At 61.1% G+C, this 20,045-nt stretch carries 10 protein-coding genes; 3 read left to right on the top strand and 7 right to left on the bottom strand.

The window, feature by feature from the left end:
* Positions 1-1,112: type I secretion system permease/ATPase (locus J3367_RS20570; protein WP_421462498.1), on the bottom strand; the 1,112-nt coding region annotated here is incomplete at its 3' end.
* Positions 1,113-1,188: 76 nt separating this feature from the next.
* Positions 1,189-10,338, bottom strand: a complete 9,150-nt coding sequence (locus tag J3367_RS20565) for a peroxidase family protein (protein WP_421462496.1) — start codon at positions 10,336-10,338, stop codon at positions 1,189-1,191.
* A gap of 611 nt (positions 10,339-10,949) precedes the next feature.
* On the opposite strand from J3367_RS20565, the gene J3367_RS20560 reads away from it, so the two are divergent.
* The 3 genes from J3367_RS20560 (at position 10,950) to J3367_RS20550 (ending at position 14,842) form a co-directional block, all read left to right on the top strand.
* Positions 10,950-11,654: an IS5/IS1182 family transposase gene (locus tag J3367_RS20560; RefSeq protein ID WP_024350057.1), complete on the top strand. Its 705-nt coding sequence runs from the start codon at positions 10,950-10,952 to the stop codon at positions 11,652-11,654.
* Between the two features lie 805 nt (positions 11,655-12,459).
* Entirely contained in the window at positions 12,460-12,975 is a 516-nt protein-coding gene (locus J3367_RS20555) for a FecR domain-containing protein (RefSeq protein ID WP_024350056.1), read from the top strand.
* 85 nt (positions 12,976-13,060) lie between these two features.
* Entirely contained in the window at positions 13,061-14,842 is a 1,782-nt protein-coding gene (locus J3367_RS20550; RefSeq protein WP_024350055.1) for a CHASE2 domain-containing protein, read from the top strand.
* Positions 14,843-14,974: 132 nt separating this feature from the next.
* Here J3367_RS20550 and J3367_RS20545 read toward each other — a convergent pair whose 3' ends face one another.
* From J3367_RS20545 to J3367_RS20525, 5 genes are all read right to left on the bottom strand, one after another.
* Positions 14,975-15,811 carry a DUF2182 domain-containing protein gene (locus tag J3367_RS20545; RefSeq protein ID WP_024350054.1) on the bottom strand — a complete coding sequence of 279 codons (837 nt, stop codon included), beginning with the start codon at positions 15,809-15,811 and terminating at the stop codon, positions 14,975-14,977.
* A gap of 1 nt (position 15,812) precedes the next feature.
* Positions 15,813-16,445 carry a DUF1326 domain-containing protein gene (locus J3367_RS20540; protein ID WP_024350053.1) on the bottom strand — a complete coding sequence of 211 codons (633 nt, stop codon included), beginning with the start codon at positions 16,443-16,445 and terminating at the stop codon, positions 15,813-15,815.
* A 29-nt stretch (positions 16,446-16,474) separates the two neighbouring features.
* The gene (locus tag J3367_RS20535; RefSeq protein ID WP_024350052.1) at positions 16,475-17,110 is read right to left on the bottom strand and encodes a DUF1326 domain-containing protein; all 636 of its coding nucleotides are present in this window, start codon (positions 17,108-17,110) and stop codon (positions 16,475-16,477) included.
* A 566-nt stretch (positions 17,111-17,676) separates the two neighbouring features.
* Positions 17,677-18,732, bottom strand: a complete 1,056-nt coding sequence (locus J3367_RS20530) for a DUF3618 domain-containing protein (RefSeq protein WP_421462492.1) — start codon at positions 18,730-18,732, stop codon at positions 17,677-17,679.
* A complete protein-coding gene (locus J3367_RS20525; protein ID WP_024350050.1) occupies positions 18,729-19,172 on the bottom strand; it encodes a phage holin family protein in 444 nt (147 codons plus the stop codon). Before J3367_RS20525 ends, J3367_RS20530 begins: the two co-directional genes overlap by 4 nt.
* Positions 19,173-20,045 lie beyond the last annotated feature (873 nt).

Genomic DNA, 20,045 nt, shown 5'->3' with positions numbered 1-20,045 from the left:
GGCCCGATCAGACCCAGCGCCTGTCCGGCCTTGAGCTCGAAGCTGACATCGCTGAGCAGTACAGTGCCGGTGCTGGGAGCGACCACGGTTGCATTCTCAAGCTTCAGGGACTGGGTTGGGGCCGGCAGGTCGAGGAGACGGGAATCGTCATCCATGGCCGCCAGCGTTTCCTTCAGTCTCGCAAAGCTGCGACGGGCGGCAACGACGCCTTTCCAGTTGCCGATAGCCAGGTCCACCGGCGCCAGAGCCCGGGCGGAAGCTACCGAGCAGGCGATGATCGCACCAGCTGTGAGCTCGCCCTGGATCGTCAGATACGCGCCAAGGCCCAGAAGCGCCGATTGCAGCATCATGCGCAGCACTTTCGACAGGCCACTGAACGAGCCGCTGATGTCGCTGGTCTGGGTCTGCAGATCGAGATGGCGGGCATTGGCCTCCTCGAACCGTGCAACAGCCCGACCGCCAAAGCCCATTGCTCGCAGGATATCGGCGTTGCGAGCATGGGAATCGGCAAGGTTGGCGCGCTGCACCGCGGCACGGTTCATCTCCGTGCTGCTGCGTTTGGTCAGGACCTCGGTGATGACGGTCAACGCGATGAGAACGATGGCACCGCCGATGGTCAAGAGACCCAGCATCGGATGCAGCAGGTAGACGAAACCGATGAACAGCGGCATCCACGGCAGATCAAACAGTGCGATCGGTGCCTGGCTGGCAACGAAGCCGCGTACCGTATCAACGTCGCGACCGCGCTCCAGCGCCTCTGACGTCGAGTACCCGTAGCGCGGCATCTCGATCACGACCTGGTGGGTGATCGGAGCCAGCCTGGCGTCCATGCGAGCACCAAACCGCACCAGAATTTGGGAACGCAGCACGTCGAACATGCCCTGGAAGAGATACAGGCCAATCGCCAGGACCGACAACGCCACCAGCGTTGGAACGCTGCCGCTGGTCAGTGCACGATCGTAGATCTGCAGCATGTAGAAGGCACCGGTCAGGGCGAGGACATTGATCACCCCCGAGAGGAGGAGCAGGAAGATTGCCAGACCGCGATAGTTGCCGATGCGCTCCGACATGGTCGTCGGATTGGGGCGCTGGCGGCGTCGTTGAGTGCCCATGAGAGCCGTCCCCTTGAATGGAAGCGATGATCGGAAAGCTGAGGTGGCGGGAGCTGACGCCCCCGCCGAGCGCTCATCAGGCGACGCCGATGAAGTCCGACTGGGTCAGGTGACGACCCGCGACATCGAGGGTGAAGTCGGCCCCGGCTCCATCGGACACATTGCCTTGGATCCGGGTGAGGGCTTCCCCGTCATCCCCCGTCAGATGCGTGACAAGCACCTGGCCGGCGCCGGTGAGCGACGTTGTAGCTAGGGTGAAGCCACCTGGACTTGCCATGCCGCTCAGATCGATCTTGTCACCACTAGCGAAGCCGTTGATCCAATCACCATCGGCATCGGCCGCCGTTCGGAAGACGAAGGTGTCGTTACCGCCACCGCCATCCATGACGTTCACCACCGAGCTGGCGATGATCTCGTCATTGCCCGCACCGCCGATGACGTTCTCGAACCCGAAGATGGCGTCGTAACCGCTCTGGCTGCTGAAGACGCTGCCATGCTGCATCGTGCCGTTGCCAAGATCGACCTTTAGATTTGCCGTGATCGCGGCATAGTCCAGCGTATCGTTGCCCGCATCGCCCCAGTAGATGTCGTCGCCGTCACCCTGGCGGGCAATGAAGCGGTCGTTGCCCGCCCCGCCATAGACCGTGTCGGAGCCGCCACCGCCTTCCAGCATGTCGTCGCCGTCGTCGCCGAACATCCGGTCGTCGCCAGCATCGCCGAAGATCATGTCGTTGCCGGCACCGCCGAGCAGGACATCTTCGCCAGCGCCGCCGAAGATCATGTCGCGGCCGGCGTCTCCCTTGATCAGGTCGCTGCCCGCTCCGCCCATCAGCGTGTCGTCGCCGAGGCCGCCAAGGAGAATGTCGTCGCCGTCGCCGCCGCTGAAGACGTCGGCCTCGGCACTGCCCATCATCACGTCCGCCGCTGCCGTCCCCGTCAGCACCAGACCTGCCACAACCGACGGCACCGGTGGGGGTGTCGGCGTATCGTCATCGTCGTCGACCGTGTCACCGTCGTCGTCGCCGCCGACCGTATCGTCGTCGTCGACCGTGTCGTCGTCATCGACGGTGTCGTCATCGTCGACGGTGTCATCATCGTCGACGGTGTCATCGTCATCGTCGTTGTCCTCCACGGCGTTGTCGTCGGCATCGTCTTCGTCGTCGGTCCGGAACATGTGCTCCGGCAGGTCAGTCATGCCGGTATTTCGGGCGACGATGTCGGCAAACTCTTGGCCGTCGATGAAGTTCTCATAGAAATCAAAGTCGTCGAAGCGCGAGATGTAGTAGAAGCGATCCGCATCTTGCAGGCGCTCGAACTGCTCGCTTAGCACCACCCAGAAGGTCTGGCCGACGATGCCGTCATTGATGTGCTTCTCGGCAAGGCCACCGACCCAGAAGTCGACGCGGTCGATCCCCTTCACGATGCCTGTGCCGTCCGACTGCAAAGCGATGGCGATGTCCGGATTGATCGCCTTGAACGCGTCGAAGTCCTCCGCCGCGAGCACCAGGTCCGGATAGGCTTCCATGAACTGCGCGATGACGGCATTGCTGAGCCCGTTTCGCGTCTGGAAATCCGCCCAGGACGTGTAGGCCGAAAGATCGCCACCGGCAAAGCCCACCGCCTCGCTGACATAAGGATCGGTCGACGCGGCCAGATCCATCCGGATCTGGTTGAGCGTGCCGAGACCGACGTCCCAGCCTCGGGCCACGTTGAAAGCGAACAGATCAGCACTGATGCGAACCAGGTCGTTGCGGACCGCGTCAACGATGTTGAAGTCCACGTCCTCGGAGGGCTGGCGAACCTGCCCACCGACTATGGCGCTGACGCCATGCTGGGCATATCCCGGCTGCGGAACGTATCCCGGAGGCAGCGGCCCGTTGAACACGCCCGCGGCATTGCTCGGGTTGAGGAAGGCATCGAACAGGTTGACCTCGACCGGATTCCCGTCGGCGTCGATCACCGTCAGCTTCTGCCCGATCAACGAGTGGCCGAAGCGGAAGGCCGCGGCAGCGAACTCGTGTGAGATCGCAGCATTCGCATTGGGGTCGTATTCCTCGAAGCCGTGTGTGCCCTCACTGCGCAGCCCGCCCAGCAGCGTCTCGAGATACTCGTCGAACACCACCCGCTGGTACTCGGCCTCGTTGATCATTTTTGCGGCTTGGAAGACTTCTTCAGGCGTTCCTTCGAAGCCGGCGGCCAGCAGACCATCCACGTGATGATTGTGGTTACGGGCCCAGATCGTGTGGATGGCCGTCAGCCCGTAATTCTCGTTCGCCCGTCCGTCGCCTGCCACGTAATGGTCAAGCACGTTGATGAAGGGGTTGGCGTCTAGCAGCAGTGGGTGGCCGGACCCCATAAAGTTCGAGATCACCTTGCTGACAACCCCCGGATCGAAGGCTCCTGCCTCGTCATTGAAGAGCGTTCCGGTGGTTTCCGCGTCGATCGCGTAGTTGGTGTAGTAGGCCCGGAAGCCGATCTGGCCGCCCGGCAAGCCGGGGTCGGTGAAGATCGTATCTGCGTACCAATGATGCTGGATCAGCTCGCGCAGCGTCGGCAGCAGGTTGAATTCCGGATTCGACGGATCCGGCGCACCCGAGAACAGCCGCATGCCGTGGCCCTGATTGCCATCGCTTTCGCGGAGGAACTGGCCGACCAGACTGTTCGAGCCATAGGCTTGGTTCTGGTCGACATAGGGAGACGTCTGGTTCTTGTGCAGCGGATTGCCGTCGGCGTCGAAGCCGATGACCGTGCCGCGCGTCAGGTCCGCCGGATTGCCGGAGAACGGGTCGCCGCCGCCGGGGCCGCCGATCGCGATCGTGCCGTTGCCGCCCTTGGGCAGGAAGTCCAACCCATGATCGATGTACTGGCCCATTGACATGAAGAAGATGTTGGCGTCGTTTCCGGCCTTCGGCAGGCCCGCCTCCTGGTCACCGAGGATGTTGGAGATGGTGCGCGGGTCGAGCCCCTGGAAGATCGGGTTGATCGCCCGGTTGCCGTCCGTATCCGGGGCGCCGTAATGCGAGTTGGTGATGCGGATGAAGGACTGGTCGGCAGCGCCCCAGCCGGCGTTGGCTTCGTTGTTGTTGTAGCCGCTGAGTTCGCGGAAACCCGTCGGCACTCCATCGTCACCAGTCTGTCCAGGCTGCAGCCCGTTGACCAGGGCCTTGAGGCCGGCAATGTCGCTCTGCGAGTACTCGAAGGCGCCGGAGACGCCCTCGTCATTAACCAAGCGCGGCTGGGTGTCCTGGATGACAGGCGTGCCGGCAGTAGCGAAGGTGATCGAGTTTGTGCCGTCAGAGTAAGTGGTAGTGCCGTCGCCATTGTCGCTCGGCACATAGTCGGCGAGCTTGGTGCCGGGCGTCAGCTCGATCACATCTTGTGGACGCAGCGTGCCGACGATCGTGTCGTCGCCGCCGTTGGAGCGGAAGACGATGCGGTGCGCGGACAGCAGACCTGAGATGTCGACGGTGTCGTTGCCAGCGCCGCCATTGATGGTGATCGTGCTGGTCGACAGGCTGGTGCCGGCGAACGTTCCGTTGGTCGTGAACGTATCGCCGCCGCCGTGACCATTGATCACGATCTCCTCGATGTTGTTGAGTTCGGCGACGACCGAAGTAGTGTCGGTCCCGTTGCGCGTGATGACGATCTCGGTGTTCCCATTGATCTGACTGGTCAGATTTCCGCCGATCGCGAGCCACGCGTCGCGTGAATGTATCGTATACTGCTCGGCAGTCCCGTCCCCTGCGATGTGGACCGTATCCGTCGTTCCCGCGATGTTTGCAGCTGCAGTGTCGCCGTTGATGATGTCGCGCCCGTCGCCGACACGCCACAGGAAGGTGTCGTTGCCGGCATTGCCGTTGAGCGTGTCGTTGCCGGCGCCACCGACGAGGATGTCGTTGCCCACACCACCGTTGATGCTATCGGTGCCGGCCCAGCCGAAAACGATCTGGGAGCCGGCTGCGCCATTGACGCCATTGAGGTTCGTGTTGTTGGCGGCGGTGCCTTGGACGAACGTGTAATTGGTGCCGGCGAAACGGAGCGTCTCAATGCTGTTGAGCGTATCGACGCCCTCCGCCCCGGTCAGATCCGTCACGATGATGTTGGCACCGGACTGGGCAAAGTTGAAGTTGCCCACATCGCCCGCAAAGACCGCCGTGTCGGTGCCCCCGCCGCCGTTAAGCGTGTCGTTGCCCGCGCCGCCGTTCAGCGTGTCGTTGCCGCCATCGCCGGAAAGGATGTCGTTGCCGGCGTTGCCGTTCAGTGTGTCGTTGCCGCCGATGAAACCCAGGAACGGGCTGACGCCGTCAGCGATGTCGTCGCCTGCCGTGCCGTTGAAGGTGTTGTTGCCGAGGGCGATGCCATCCCAGTTCGCGCCGGTCGGTCCGGTCGGCTGCGAGAACAGGGTTTCCACGGTTCCGCCACCATCTGTAAAAGTGACCGCCACCCGGAGCTGAAGGCCGAGTTGAGCCCCAGCCAAGATCGAGGGGAGATCCTGAGGGGTGAATGCAGCGGCAGTGGCGCCTGCAATGTTCGTCCAGGTCGTGCCGTTCGCGGATTGTTGCCATTGATAGGAGAACGCGCCAAGTCCGTCCGGGTCAATTATTGAGGCAAGGTTGGTGACGGACAGCGACTGCCCCTCGGTCGGCGTCAGGTCGCTAACCCCAAGCGCGCCAGTCGCCGGTGCGTTGACGTTGATTTCAACGTCCGAAAAGCGAAGCCGCTCGATATTGCGCAGTGTGTCGGTGCCATCCGAGACGAGGTTGCGTCCGGTCAGCGGATCGATGGCGCCAACGGTCACGGCGTTCTGCGTGACCGTTACAGTGCCGTCGTCATTATACGCAATCGTGTAATTTGCGCGCACGTCGTTGAAGACCGCGACATCAACATCGCCGACGCCATTATCCACAATGATCTCACGAACGATGTGCATTTGGCTGGGCACTATTGTCCGGGAAATCATCAGCTCGAACAGGCTCTTGCCGACCCAGCTCGGATCACCGGCATCCAGAGCCGTGAACACGTGTCTCAGGCTATCAACTGAGGCTATCTGGTTAGCTGCGGTGTCCTCGGTTCCCTGCCCGCTTTGATCTTTTCCGGTGATGCGGATGCGCACGTTCAGCCAGGCATCGCCGTCCAGGACGTCATCACCACCATTCCCTTGGAGGAGATCGCTGCCACCGCCGCCAAGGAGAATGTTGCCACCGTCAAAAGCGATCTGCGCTTCGCGATCTCCTGGCAAGGCATCATCGATCAGATTGCCTAGCAAGTTCCGCAACCCGTCGATCCTATCGACACCGGCTTGGGTGAGTTCGTCTTGGAAGAAAACGCCTTCGGCGGTGCCGACAGTCGTGGCGCCGTCCAGATTCCGGACACGGTCGTCGCCGCGCAGAATATCGTCATGGTTCCAGCCCGAAAGCGCTTCGACCTTGTCGAAACGATTGCGCAGAATGTCGGCCTGCTCCGTCGTGAAGATCGGCACGCGTAGATCGGCATTCGCCCCGAAGGAAACACCCTTGAAGATTGACCAGTCGAAGCCGAACATGCCCTCGTTGCGCATGACGCTTTCGCCCTGGACCATGATGTCGTCGCCGGATTCGGCGTCGAAATCATGTTCGTCATTGCCGGCGAACATTACGTCGTGGCCTTTGATGGCAGAGTTGAAGAACAACTCCGAATTATCGCCGGCCGTGGTGTCGAAGCCGCCGCCTCCCTCAATCCAGTCGTCACCTTCATTGCCGAGCAGGAAGTCGGCATCGTCCCCACCGAGGATGAAATCGTCTCCTTCACCGCCAAACACTTCGGTCGCATCGACGCCGACGAAGAACACGTCCTTGCCGGAACCGCCCATCAAAATGTCGAGTCCGTTCGAGTTGGCGATGACGTCGTCGCCTTCGTCACCCTTCAAGAAGTCACCCGAGTCACCGGAGTCGGTGATGATGTCGTTGCCCGCACCGCCATTGACGAGATCAACGCCAGCACCAGCCTCAATGCGGTCGTCGCCCGCGTCGCCCCAGATGGCATCGTCACCGAAGTCGGCGATAATGGTGTCGTTGCCGTTTGTGCCCCCTATGACCGTGTGCTCGCCGCCAAAGACGCGGATGTAGTTTTGAGTGACTTGTCCGGTCGGATCGACACGTACGACCTTGCCGAGACCCATGGCCTCCAGGAACGGATCGTTACCAGTAGGATCCCTCCCGGACGCACTAAGGTTATCTGGATCATAGTCGACCTGATTGAGGACGTTGACCTCGAGGACGTGATCATAGGTGGCAAAGGCATCAATACCGATATGGCGCGACACGATATCGTCGGCGGTTCCGCGGATGCCGTCCGCGCCGGGATCGGCGAGGTCCGTGTTGGCCAAGATCATCTTGGCGAAGGCGTTCTGCTCCAGCGCGTTCAGCATGTTCTGACCCTGAGTTCGGGTCAGGTAGTAGAACCGATCGCCATCCTGCAGGTTCTCGAGTTGCAGCTCGAAGATCGCATTGAAGGTCGAGCCGAGCATGCCGCCGAAGGGCATTTTCTTTTCGGCGAGGCCGCCGATCCAGAGATCCACCAGGTTGAGCCCGGTCTCACGCCCCGCCCAATCCTTAAGGGGATCGGTGTCGCCGCCGTAGTCTGTTCCGGTTAGGAAGGCGATCCGATCGACAGGAACCGAATTGTCGCCATTCTGGTCGAGACCGAACACCAGTTCCATCGCCGCATCCCGCTTGGCCTCAAGCGTCGTCGCAGTGGTGATGGACTGATGCATGCCATAGGCAGCAATGAAGTTCACGATCGAAGCCGGGTTCTTGAGGTTCGCCGCGAAATCGGCCCAGTGGTCGTAGGGCTTGAGGAAACTCGAGCCACTGGCCGCATAGAGTTGTCCGCGGGCGTCGTTCAGCGTCGGGACGCCGGTATCGCGGCCTCGGGCAATATTGATCGCTGCCAAGTCGAGCGGCAGGCCCAGCAGGCTGTTTCGCAGTGCGCCGACGACGAACTCGTCGATCTCGTTGCCCCGTTCGATAGTCATGCCCCGCACGATAGCGCCAGCCCCGACATCGGCATGGACGGTCCCGTCCAGGTCGAAGGCGACCGGATTAAGGAATGAAGCAATCAGACCCATGTCATCCGCTGAGCCGTCCGCGAACAGCCGCGGCATGCTCTCGGTCAGCATGGAATGACCGAACCGATAGACCGTGTTAGCGAACTCAGAGAAGATCGCCGGGTCGACATCGGTGACCGAGTTGAAGACGAATACGTCGATATTTGGCTGGATCTTGCGGGCGAACTCCTCAAACACGAGATGCTGGTACTGCATCTCCGTGGCGAAGCGAGCCGCTTGGAACAGACGCTCGCCGTCCCAGTCTCCGCTATGGAACAAAGCGTTTTCGGCGAGGTAGGCACCCTTGTTGGGCGCCGTAGCGTAGCCAGCGTTAAAAGCCGCGAGGGTCACACCGTCGATGTCGCCGGCGAACCACTCGTTCACGAAGGCAAGATCGCCGCTTTGCAGAATCGTCAGCTTCTGCGAATCGACCTGACGATTGTGTTCCGAGTGGAAAATGTGATGAACTGCGGTGAGGCCGATATTCTCGTTGCCGCGACCGTCTCCGGTGATGAAGTGGCGGTCGAGCAGCTCGTTGTCGTATTCCAGGTTTCGACCGTTTTGCGGATTGAAAGCGACAGCATTGCCCGTATCGCCGTCCCCGTCGGGAACCAATACACCGTTGACGATGACGGGAACTGCGTTGTGCGCAATGTCATCCAGGAAAGCATGATTTGTGCGAACCGGACCCATGCCGCTATTCAAGGCGGCAATGTTCAACGGGCTAACACTGGTGCCGCTGACGACAACATCATCAAGGGTGTTCGGTATGCCATCCGGACCGATATTGACGATGACTTGCGCATAGCCCGTCGTCGGATTCGGAATGAAATTGCCATAAGGGTCGGTGCGCAGCAACGGGACGTTGAACACGTCGGCGTCCGTCAATTGGATGCCAAGCATACTCGCCGCCTGCACTTTGATGTCGGACCAAGTTGGTAGCCCCCCATTGGCGCCGTCCAGAAGATTGCCGGTTGAAACTGTTCGGCCGCCGACGGTCTGGTACTCGCGTAGGAAGACCTGGTGTGACGAATGCGACGTGTAGGTCTGGTTCTGGTCGACAAATGGCGTCGTTGTGTTGACCTGTGTACCGTCCACGTTTGTGGCTCGCGTCAGCACCATGAAGTTGGCGTGGCCGTCGTCGGCCGTTCCGGCGATCCCATCCGCGCCCTTGTCGAAGAGCGGATCGTCGTGCTGCAACGGAACATAGATTGTGCCGTTGCCGCCCTTAGTGATGAGGTCGAGACCGTGGTCAAAGAACTGGCCAAAGAACGTCATCCAAGCGTTGAACGGCGCCGAAAGGCCTTCGTCAGCAGCGACGTTGGGGATAACCAGCGAGCCGTTGGTCACTTCCAGCCCTAGCTCGGCAGCCACCGCCAGGAACGCCGCGGCCGGGTCCTCAGCGACAGCGGTCGCATGTTCGAGCGCCGCTTCGGCGAAAGTTACCGCTTCAGCCGCGACCTGGATAGCGTCGATACTGTCTGGATTTCCGGCAACATAGGCATTCACGGCCTCGTCTAGCGCAAGGTACGCCGCTGCCAGTGCATCATCCGCCATGATGACCGCAGCATCCGCCGCTTCTGGTGTCACGCGAGCTTCAATCAATCGCTGCAGGTCGCCCATGACGTCTTCGGAGCCAGCGAACGTCAATGCCGCGATAATTGCGGCTGGATTGCCAAACGACTGGTCTACCACCAGATTTGAGATAATGCGTGGATCGGCATCGGCGACGCTGCCGCTGTTGTTGTAGTTGGTATTCGTAACGCTTGGCGCGGGACCGAAGGGACCGTCAGGGTCGAAACTGTCGCCATCGGCATCATTGTTATAGCGTGGGATCAGGAGGCGCGGCATCGGCTGGTCGGCTGCGCCCCAACTTTCGCGACCGGGCAAGATGTTGTTGCTGCTTCCATCCACGGTACGCAAGCCGACTGGCACATGCGGATCCGGAATAGCCTTGGGAGTTGCAGGATCGCCGAGATATACGCCGGTGTCAGCGTGATACTCGAGACGATCGGAAATCAGGTTGCCTTCCGGTGTCACGCGAAGTTCCGTGAGCGGGATACCGGCCGCGTGAGCTTCCGCCACTTTGATCTGATAGAGGATAAACGAGAGATCAGCTTGATTGATTGTGAAAGCGGCCATGGTTCCAACTCCCGATACGCGGCTGATGCACGCGCGATCAAAGCAAAATATTGACGGGACAGCCAAGAGCATAAACCTATGCTTTGGGCCTGCACGTTATAGGAAATAAGAAAAAACACCTGCGAGCATCTTCTATGCTCTTGGCGGGCGCACACTTTGGTAAAGCGGATTTTCTACTCCGCCGCGCCGACCTTTCGCAATATTCTTCCTGCTCTAAACTCAGCGATATGGAAGAAGGTCCGACGATTTTCATCTACTTTGGTCGCGAGAATCAGAGACCAAAGTATGGATAAAAATCAGACTTTGGTCCGATAGCGCATATGACCGGTGGGTGGGCTTGCCTGCAACCTGTATTGTGGATGCCTCGATGCAACGCGATAAGCGTCAGGGACTCGCCGCCTGCCTAATTCGAGCGGCTACCGACGAGGACTTCTTCGGGGACATAATACCGCTCGACTGAAAGCCCGGTCGGGACCAGCGATGGTAGCGAGTTGGGGGTGCACACTATCGCGATTTCGGGCCGTTTGCGGTCTGACAGCTGGACGCCTCCGGAAACTGGCGGATTTCGTGCTGACATGATTCAGTAGAGTCGGGCTTTCGGGCGGGGTCGGATGGCGGGACAGATTGGGTTTTGGGACGTCGAGGATCGGCTTTCGCAACTGTCACGCCATGGCGATCCATTGGAGAAGCTCTCCGTTACGGTCGATTTCGAGATATTCTGGGCAGACCTGGCGAAATCGGTTCCCCGGCGCGATCGCAGCAGGGGCGGCAGGCCGCCCTTCGATCCGGCTCTCAAATTCAGGATGCTGGTTCTCCAGGCGCTGAACGGGTTGTCCCTGGAGCAGACCGAGTTCCTCGTGAAGGACCGGTTGAGCTGGATGCGGTTCTGCGGTCTCCGTCCCGGCGATGCAGTGCCGGACGCCAACACTCTGTGGGATTTCCGTGAGGCCTTGATTGCCGCCGATGCGCTCGACGCTTTGTTTGCCCGTCCCGACCGGGCGATCAGCGAAGCGGGCTATCTGCCGATGTCAGGTCAGATCATGGACGCCACGCTTGTTGCCGCGCCAAGTCAGCGTAACACCGAGGACGAGAAGGCCAGGATCAAGGCCGGCGAGACGGCAAAGGAGATCTGGAAGGACGAGCCGTTCAAGGCGCGGCGGATGGCCCAACGCGAGCAACGAGCTGAGTTCAAGTACAAGTACGGAGGGCCACCTAGAGATCACACACTGCGGCGAATGTCAGCAGATGTGAACATCTGGGGGGATGGCCATGCGCCGGCCCACATTTCTTCCAGCGTCACACTTGGGACAAGCTGAGAGTGCTTATTTTGTGCTCGGCGCTGCAAATTTGGGAGGATACGCAATGTCCATTTTGCGATATGTCGCATCTGCTTTCCGCCTGATACCTCCAGATGACGATGAAGCGGAACCCCCTGAGCCGACTCGTGATCTTGGACCGCTGCGAGAGAGCGATGTGTTGGATCTTCTCGATCAGACCATCTACAGACGGGACGATTTATCGTCAGAGCGGCGCAGCCGATCGGAGCGCCTCCAGTAGCGCGTGTTGTCCGGCATGAGTGCGGAGCAGGAATGATTTCCGATGCCGCCAACGGGCACAGCGAGACGATGATTTCCGATGCCGCCGTGGGCAGAAAGCCGACCGACAGTTTTCTGGGCGGTATGACAGAAAACCATCGACCGCTTACGTGAATGGTTTCGCACGCCTCACGGCGCCCGAAGCCCTTCACGGCGACAGATCGTTCGCTTCCGGGCCCGTAGACGGCGAAAACCGCCGTTCGGCGGTCAAACCTTTCTGCCTGGAGCCGTCGCGTGAGACCTTCCAAAAGCAGAAGTAAACCTGGGCCAGCGGTCGTCCGTCAGTATCATCGCCTCTTTGCTGCTTCTGCCGGCCCAAGAAGGCTATCGTCCGGCAGCCAGCAGGACTGATCGATGCGACGACGTCCCATGGCAACATTGCTGCCGCCATGCCTCTTGTGCGAAAGCCCGATCTGGAGAAAAGCGACGCTTCCGTCTTGAAGTGAACCGGAAATGGGCAGAAGCAGGGAATGGTGACCTAGAGGAAATTTTGGGGAAGCTAGGCAGCGCTCTTGGGAGACGTCGAATGCAAGTCTCTACATTCCGGACGCGCTTGGCAGTGGCAGCCCTTCTTATCATCACCTGTGGGGCGGCCGTCGCGCAGCAAGATGGGACCTGCACATCCGTGATCTTGCGTGATCCACCGCGCACCATGATCCGCTGCCCCGGCGGTTTGCTCATCGAGGCCGAGGCGGCCGCAAGACTGCAGATCCTTGCGCCGGCGTCGGACGGACCGCCCCACGCGGTCCGTCTCGATACGAAAGCGGTTCTAATCGACTTAGAGACCTCGCGGCCTTTCCAGATCAGGACGCCGCACGCGATAGCCTCAGTACGTGGCACCTTGTATGCGGTCGATGTCAGCCCTGGTGCCACCGCGGTTTTCGTTGTCCAAGGACAGGTGCAGGTCGGTCGGCGTACGGGTCCGGGCACCGTCCTCCTGAGACCGGGCGAAGGCGTTGACGTGAGTCCCGGCGCCCCCCTGACAGTTCGCAGATGGCCACGGGAGCGGGTCTCCCGCCTGCATTCCCGCTTCGGGCGCTAGAGCGTTGCAGCGGCGGGTGCGAGCTCCGCTTACAACTATCGCCCTCGCGGCCCTCGCAGCCATTTGCTGGGCTGGGTGGCTCGGCATGTTGCACGTTTCCGGACAGCGCAGCGTCGTGGATCTCATCGAGGCGCCGCTGGTCGATCTCCGGCTTCTTGCCGCTGGCCCCCGGGAGACGCCGGAGGAAATCATAATCGTCGCGATCGATGACGCGACGGTCGCAGCCGAAGGTGGCTATCCTCTAGATCGCGGGCGCCTCGCCATGCTGATCCGGGAAATCGTCGCCGCAGGCGCAAAAACGCTGGCTCTCGACATCCTGCTGGTCGATCCCGCGGAGACGGATGCTGATGATGCGCTGGCTGAGGCTCTGGCAACCATTCCCAGCGTGATTGCAGCCGCCGGCCAGTTCCGTCAGAGTGACCCACAGGCGGTGGCGGCGCCCATGCCCGACAACGATCTGTGGCCCTTGCCGAAGTTCGATCGCGTTGCGGCAGTGGGCTTCGCCAACGTCGCTGCGGACGCAGGCGGAACGCCGCGCCACCTGCCCTTGCTGTTCCAGTCACCGCGCGGCCTTGTGCAGGGGTTCGCTCTGAAGGCCGCAGCGCTCCACCGGAACGCGGAGGCCGTCTTGACCGCCGATAGCGTTACCATTGGCAATGATCCGATTCCATTGGACTCGCGCTGGCACTTATCGCTGCGGTTCTTCGGACCGGCTGGGGCGATCCGGACAATCAGCGCGGAAGAAGTTCTTTCAGGCCGGAGCCCGTCCTTGGCTGCCCATCTCGCAATGATCGGGGTTACCGCGACTGGTGTCGGCGACAGCTTCGCGACACCGTTCGATCCCGTCACGCCAGGGGTGGAGATTCAAGCGACGGGCGTCGCGCAATTGCTGAGCGCTCAAACCCCTACCCGCAATGCTATGACACGCCAAGTTGACGCTTCCATTGCACTAATGCTCGCCTTGAGCGGCGTTCTCCTCGTCCTGTTCCTGCCGCTGACTCGAAGCCTGCCGCTGGTCGGATTGGCCCATTTGGCGGTTCTGGCCGGCACTTTCATCCTGTTCGCTGGCGACATCTGGACGAGCGCTGCTTTGCCACTCGTCGCCGCGGTTCCCCCAGTAGCCATAGCTGGATTCGCCCGCCAGTTGCACGAGCGTAAGGAGGCGCGGACGGTTGTTGCCGCCGAGGCGGCCCTGCGTCGCTTCCACCCCGCCCTGCTCTCCGAGCGTATCGCAGCGGATCCGGACTATTTGAGACAACCGCTGGAGCAAGCGGCCGCCGTCCTCTTCCTGGACCTCTCAGGCTTCACTCGGCGAAGCGAGGAACTCGGTCCTGCCCGCACCCAGACCTTCCTCAAGCAATTCCACACCCTTGTTGTCGACACGGTCGCCAAGCATGAGGGGGTGGTAATGAACTTTATGGGAGACGGCGCGATGATCGTCTTCGGCATCGTCGAAGAGATCGGCGACCCTTGCGGCCGCGCCTTCGCGGCAGGCGTCGCGCTGGCCGACAACACGCGCGACTGGGTCGCGTCGCAGCCGCAGGCCGAGCCTGGCGGCCTCCGGTTGCGGCTCGGCCTTCACTACGGTCCCGTCGTCCTTGCCCGCCTAGGCCATGAGGCCCACCAGCAAATCAGTGTCAGCGGCGACACGGTCAATCTGGCGAGCCGTCTGATGGAAGTCGCCAAGGTCGAGGGTGCCCAATTCGCAGTATCCGCCGCTGCGATCAAGGCGATCAAAGACGGCGGCCAGAACGTCACGCCGCCCGACGGGCTCCGTACGGAGAGCATTCGCGGTCACCGTGCGACGATCGACGTCGCCCTGTGGACGCATCCGCGCCTACGGACGAATAGGAACGGCACAAGCTAACGCTCGTCCGTTGAACGATCAGGAAAGGTCGAAGACGAGTTTTGCGAGATTCAGGCAGGATCAGCGTGAGCTCGAAGAACAAGGAAGGCTTGGACAATCAATGGCTTCGCATTCGGTCGAGGTAGCAACTGATCAGATTGCCCCAATCGCGATCCAAGCCCCGGCGAGAACGAACATTGAGCCTAGCACTCGCGCCAACCTGTCGCCTCGGGGCATGATTTTCTCGAAGAGGACAATGATAGCCAGACCGGTAATCCAGTAGATATTCATGATGCCGCCTACGAACAGCAACGCCATCAAGGTCCAGCAGCAGCCGAGGCAGTATGCACCGTGTTCGACGCCCATCCGAAAGGCGCCCGCGCGGCCCTTGCGCCAGTGCCGAGACAGGAACTCGGCGGGCGCGCGGCAATGTTCAAGGCACACCCGCTTGAATGGAGATATCTGGTAGAGGCCGGCGGCGACGAACAAGGCCGCCGTCATCCAGACATTCACCGACCACATCATCGGCTGAGACAGAAAACCGAGCTGTTCGCAGGCAAATTGAAGAGTGGTGGCGAACAGCGAAAAGGCGAGCCAGACCAGGAGATAACCGCCGAGAAAGACGCCGGATGGAATCGCGCCGGCGGCAATCTGTCCCTTACTCTGGGCGTGGCGACTGACCCGGGCGTGGAGCAGAACCATCGGCGTGACGCTTGGGATCATCATGGCGATCATCATGATCCACCACATGCCGGCAACGATGATCCAGGTCGCGACCGACCACGAAGCCGCCGGCATCGCCGATCCCGCCTCATTACCGGGAAAGATCGCGGGGCGGCTCATCATCCAGATGCTCATGCCTGTGCCGGCCCCAACGAGCAACCACGCCCAGGCCAGCATGACGAGAGCAACGATGCCCGTCAGCATGATCAGGCGGTCACGCCGGATCAACATCTCCAAGGACGAGTTCAGCAGCGCCGCCTCTGCCATTTCAACCCCTGATCGGCCCTTGTCCGTTCAGATGCAGGCGGGCGAACTGACCGTAGGAGTTCTCAAGATCGAAAGCGATCGGGCCCTGCGTTTTCGAGGAGGCGCTGCCGACTTCCGCCAAGGTGTACTCGAACCCGTCAGGCAGATCGATCCGCGCCCAATGCTCCCGTCCCGTCACGACATTGCGGATCGGCTCGCCGTTAATGTCGATGAAGCCATCGACGTGGATGTGCCCGCGCCGCGCATCGACGTCGACGTCCATGTCGATCTTGCGGAAGGCGGGCTCGAAGAACTCGCTCACGGTCGACGCAAAGACGTTGAACATCGTCCTGCCGGGCTCGGAGTCCTTCCCGGACATGATCGTCAGAAGCGCCTGACGCTGGTTCTCGTCGGCGCGCTCGTCGACGATCGGCTGGCACTTGCCGCCACCTTCGTGGATGGCGCCAGGCCACTGGAAGATGAACGCGATACGCATCCCGTCGAGACTGACTCTCCCATGGTACCCTCGCAGAATGTCGATCGCACCGTTCGCTTGGCAGTGTCCGTGCGTCGGCAGAGCATTGAACTGGCAGGGGCAGCCATAGGCGCAGTTGCAGTTGACCAGTTCCACCCCTTCGATTTCCCATGGCGTCATGACATCATCCTTGCGGGTTCGGTCAGGCCTTAAGGGTCGATGATGCCGTGCGGCCCGTACGCGGCATTCCAGAGCGCGCCGTAGCGGCTCTGCCTATGCATGCGGATCTCGCCATCGCTGGTGAACGTACCGCTTGCGACCTCCGCTTCGCGGAATTCGAAGCCCTCAGGCAACACGATGCGGGCGCGATGCGCCAAGCCTGTCACAGGATTCCGAATGGGCTCCAGCTCGAGAGCGAGCTGATCCTCGATACGGAACCAGCCGGTTCGCGCTTCGATATCGCTACCGAAGTCGATCGAAGCGAAGACCGGTCGCAATTCCTCGGCGATCGTCGAGCCATAGATGTTGAAGACGGTGGTCGGCTCCTGTTCGCCACCCCCGAGGATGATGCTCAGTGCCTCGACTTGGATGGGTGTGGCGTCGCAGTCGATGAAGCCTTGAACGACGCCGCCGCCTTCGTGCACGGGGCCGGGCCAGCGATAGGCTGCCGCAACCTTAAGGCCGTCCAGCCGCAGATCGCCGAACCAGCCCTCATCGATCCGCATGCATTCGAGCCCTTCGCAGAGCCCTTCCGTCGGCTTTCCGTTGAATTCGCAAGGACAACCGTAGTCGCAACTGCACGCTGCGATTTTCGGTCCCTTCATTGCCCAGTCGACGTAGGGCATCGCAATTCTCCAAGCGGAACCCAATACTAACAGCCTCGAACGCGGAGGGAAAGCCACGGACATGCGGCCCAGGGCCGAAAGCCGACCGGCAGCTTTCTGAACGGTGTGGCCGATAGCGGTCGTACCGCTCACGATCCAACACAGACGCTGATTCGTGGTGTCGAGAAGCTTAAAAGCAGACGAAGCCCGTTGGAAAAGAATACACCAAGCGCACTTCAGATTCGTGATTGTTAGTCTTGAGAACTCGTAAAATCCTGCGGATAACATAGGGCATGCGGGCGCCGCTACTTGCAATCAGTCGCAGGCGGCTTCGAAGACATCCGTGACGTCCTCTGTGATCGCTGCAACCGTAGCACCAGATCGATCAGTTCGTCCTTTGATAGCCGCTGCAAATCACTGCGTTCTATGCCGCCATAGATTCAGCGATCCGTGCCGACGGCAAGGGGGTAGGCAATTACCAGCGTGACTTATTCCGGACCCATTTACTTAAGTAACAGCGGCGTTCTTCCGAGTAGCGAAAAAGCCGCGACCTCGACAAGGTAGACACTCGTCGAGGTCGCCGACTTTTACAGAAGCCCCTCTCGCTTTGCTTCTTCCTTGGCTTTCCCGCCAGCGGCTTCGGCTACGCCCGAAACCTTCTGCGCCACGGTTTGCGAACCCGCGTCATTCGTCTCTGGCTTCAGGCCTTTGTCTTCCGCAGTCTCGCTAGCTGCTTCATAAGCCTTGCCTGCAACGTGCTCGGCCTTATGCAGCGTGTCGCGGCCCTGTTCGAAAACCTCATCCCGGACGTGGTCTCGCGCCTCGCCCATCCATTCATCTTCCTGACGGGTGGCCGGAAGCATCGCCCCTACCGCCGCACCAATCGCAAGGGCAACAGCTCCGAATACAAGCGGCTCGTCGTGAATAAGGTCTGCGACGTTGCGCTGTGCTCGCGAACCGGCGCGGTACGCTTGCCGCCCCGTACGACGAGCGCTCTCCATGGTGGCCGATCCCGCAGAACTCATCGCATCACGGGCGTCGTGCATGCCACGGGTTGTCGCGTCTGCCGCTGAACCCGTTGCGTCGGAAACGGAGCGGCCCAAGCCCTTCGCGGTATCCGATACACTCGAAGCAGCATTCGAACCTGCCTCGCCCGCGGATCCGACCGCTCGGGAGAGCCGATCGCCCATTCCAGAGCTACTGGATCCCGAAGTGGCCGAAGGGGACGCAGACGACGATCCACCGCCCGTCCCCGAACTGCCGAAGGAGGTACGACCCGCTTCGGTTCTCTCCGCGTACCGTCGATCGTCTGCCGGAAAGGCCTCGTCAAACCGATCGTACTCGCGGCCCTCTCGCCAGCGAGCCAAGCGATCGGAAGCTTCGTGCGTTTTCGCCCGTGTCCCTTCACCGAGGAGAAGCCAGGCCAGGCCCGCTCCGACCAAGCCAAGCGCCAAAGGGTTATCCCGAACCTGGCGACCCAGATTCTTGACCGTATCCGCGCCTTGGCCTTCCTTCAGGTATCCGGAAAACTCGTCAACGATCTGCCCGACCGACAGACGATCCCTGATGGCATCGAACGTCGAGTCCAGATTGGAACGGTGAGTTTCGGCTTCTCTTTCCAGCCGATCGGTATCGCTGCTCATCGGGTTTGCTCCTTGGCAAGCTTTGCATCCTTGCCCAGCTGCCTGGTTGTACGGGACGGCATGAGGCTGCTGGGGGCGAGTTCCTTCTTCCCTTTCATAAGCAGCACCGCACCAACCGCTGCGAGAGCTACTCCAACGATCAGTGCGGCCCAGCCTGGTCCGATGTCCGGATCGCCGATTTTCGAGATCGCAGTGACAAGCGCCGCGGTCAGCGTAATCAGGGAAACAAGAAGGCAGATTGCACCCGCCGTTATCAGTCCGCCGCCCGCCTCGATCTGGGTGATCTTGTCCGACATTTCTGACCGGATGAGGCGCGTCTCAGTCTGAACGAGTTCACTCGTCTCGCGAAGCGCATGCACGACAAGGTCGGGCAGCGAGCGCGGCTCTGCTGTCGTTCGTGTCTCCGAACGCGACTGCGGATCGTTGGGATCAACGCTCATAATTTTCCCCTTTAGCGCTAGGATGGGAAGACGTGGTGTTTGTGGATGGGCTCAGGGGCGAAGCGGCAGTAGCCCTTGACGCTGAGGACGTCTCTCCCGCCGGGCGCGCCGGTATACTTGGAGCTGCCCCGACACCACGGGCGGTTCCTGTGACAGGGTCACGATCTTTTGGGAACGCGCCTTCCGTCGGCCGCGGCTGGTCCGAATAGGAGGGGCGATAACCAGCAGGTACTCGACTACCGACGGGGGAGTTGGAACGGTCAGCAGAGGCCATGTCACGGCTGCCTTCGTCCCTTCCTTCGCCACCGGCGTAATCGCGTTGGTCGTGCTCGCCTGATGAACGAGCGAAACGGCCTAACGCCAGTCCAGCGAGCGCCGCGCCGACCAGGAATGTCGCAGGCCGCTCCCGTGCGAAACGAGCCACCGACTGCGTAATCTCGCCAATATCCTTGCCGTGAATGGTTCGGGAAGCCTGCTCGAGCCCGCCGGCAACTTCGCGAACCAGGCTCGACGCCATCGACTGATCGCGCTCTCCCAACTCGTCAGATGCCTTGCGAACAGCTGCAGCGAAGTCGTTGAGACTGCCCGCGGCTTGCTCTTTCCCTTTTTCACCCTCTTCCCGCGCCCGGGCACGGGCCTTCCCTGAAAGATCGGACGCCGCGTCGCGAATGCTATCTGCGGCATTGCGAGCTTCATCTTTAGCCGCCTGGGCTTCGGTCCGAACGCGATCTCTCGTCTGGTCGAGATCATCCTGGGCTTGACGGGTCCCAGTTTTCGACGGGGTTGATGGATTATCAGAGGTCATAGGTTCAAACCTTTCAGCTGATGCCAAGGAGAGACAGGACGACGAGGACGACGACGATCAGTCCGATG

This window comes from Aurantimonas sp. NFXS3 (assembly GCF_049132005.1).
Taxonomy (GTDB): domain Bacteria; phylum Pseudomonadota; class Alphaproteobacteria; order Rhizobiales; family Rhizobiaceae; genus Aurantimonas; species Aurantimonas coralicida.
This window is presented reverse-complemented; position numbering and strand designations above follow the sequence as displayed.

Coding starts and splice junctions, on each gene's coding strand:
- J3367_RS20540 (WP_024350053.1), bottom strand. CDS start 16,445: ATGACGCCATGGGAAATCGAAGGGGTGGAACTGGTCAACTGCAACTGC.
- J3367_RS20550 (WP_024350055.1), top strand. CDS start 13,061: ATGTTGCACGTTTCCGGACAGCGCAGCGTCGTGGATCTCATCGAGGCG.
- J3367_RS20530 (WP_421462492.1), bottom strand. CDS start 18,732: ATGAGCAGCGATACCGATCGGCTGGAAAGAGAAGCCGAAACTCACCGT.
- J3367_RS20555 (WP_024350056.1), top strand. CDS start 12,460: ATGCAAGTCTCTACATTCCGGACGCGCTTGGCAGTGGCAGCCCTTCTT.
- J3367_RS20535 (WP_024350052.1), bottom strand. CDS start 17,110: ATGCCCTACGTCGACTGGGCAATGAAGGGACCGAAAATCGCAGCGTGC.
- J3367_RS20545 (WP_024350054.1), bottom strand. CDS start 15,811: ATGGCAGAGGCGGCGCTGCTGAACTCGTCCTTGGAGATGTTGATCCGG.
- J3367_RS20525 (WP_024350050.1), bottom strand. CDS start 19,172: ATGAGCGTTGATCCCAACGATCCGCAGTCGCGTTCGGAGACACGAACG.
- J3367_RS20560 (WP_024350057.1), top strand. CDS start 10,950: ATGGCGGGACAGATTGGGTTTTGGGACGTCGAGGATCGGCTTTCGCAA.
- J3367_RS20565 (WP_421462496.1), bottom strand. CDS start 10,338: ATGGCCGCTTTCACAATCAATCAAGCTGATCTCTCGTTTATCCTCTAT.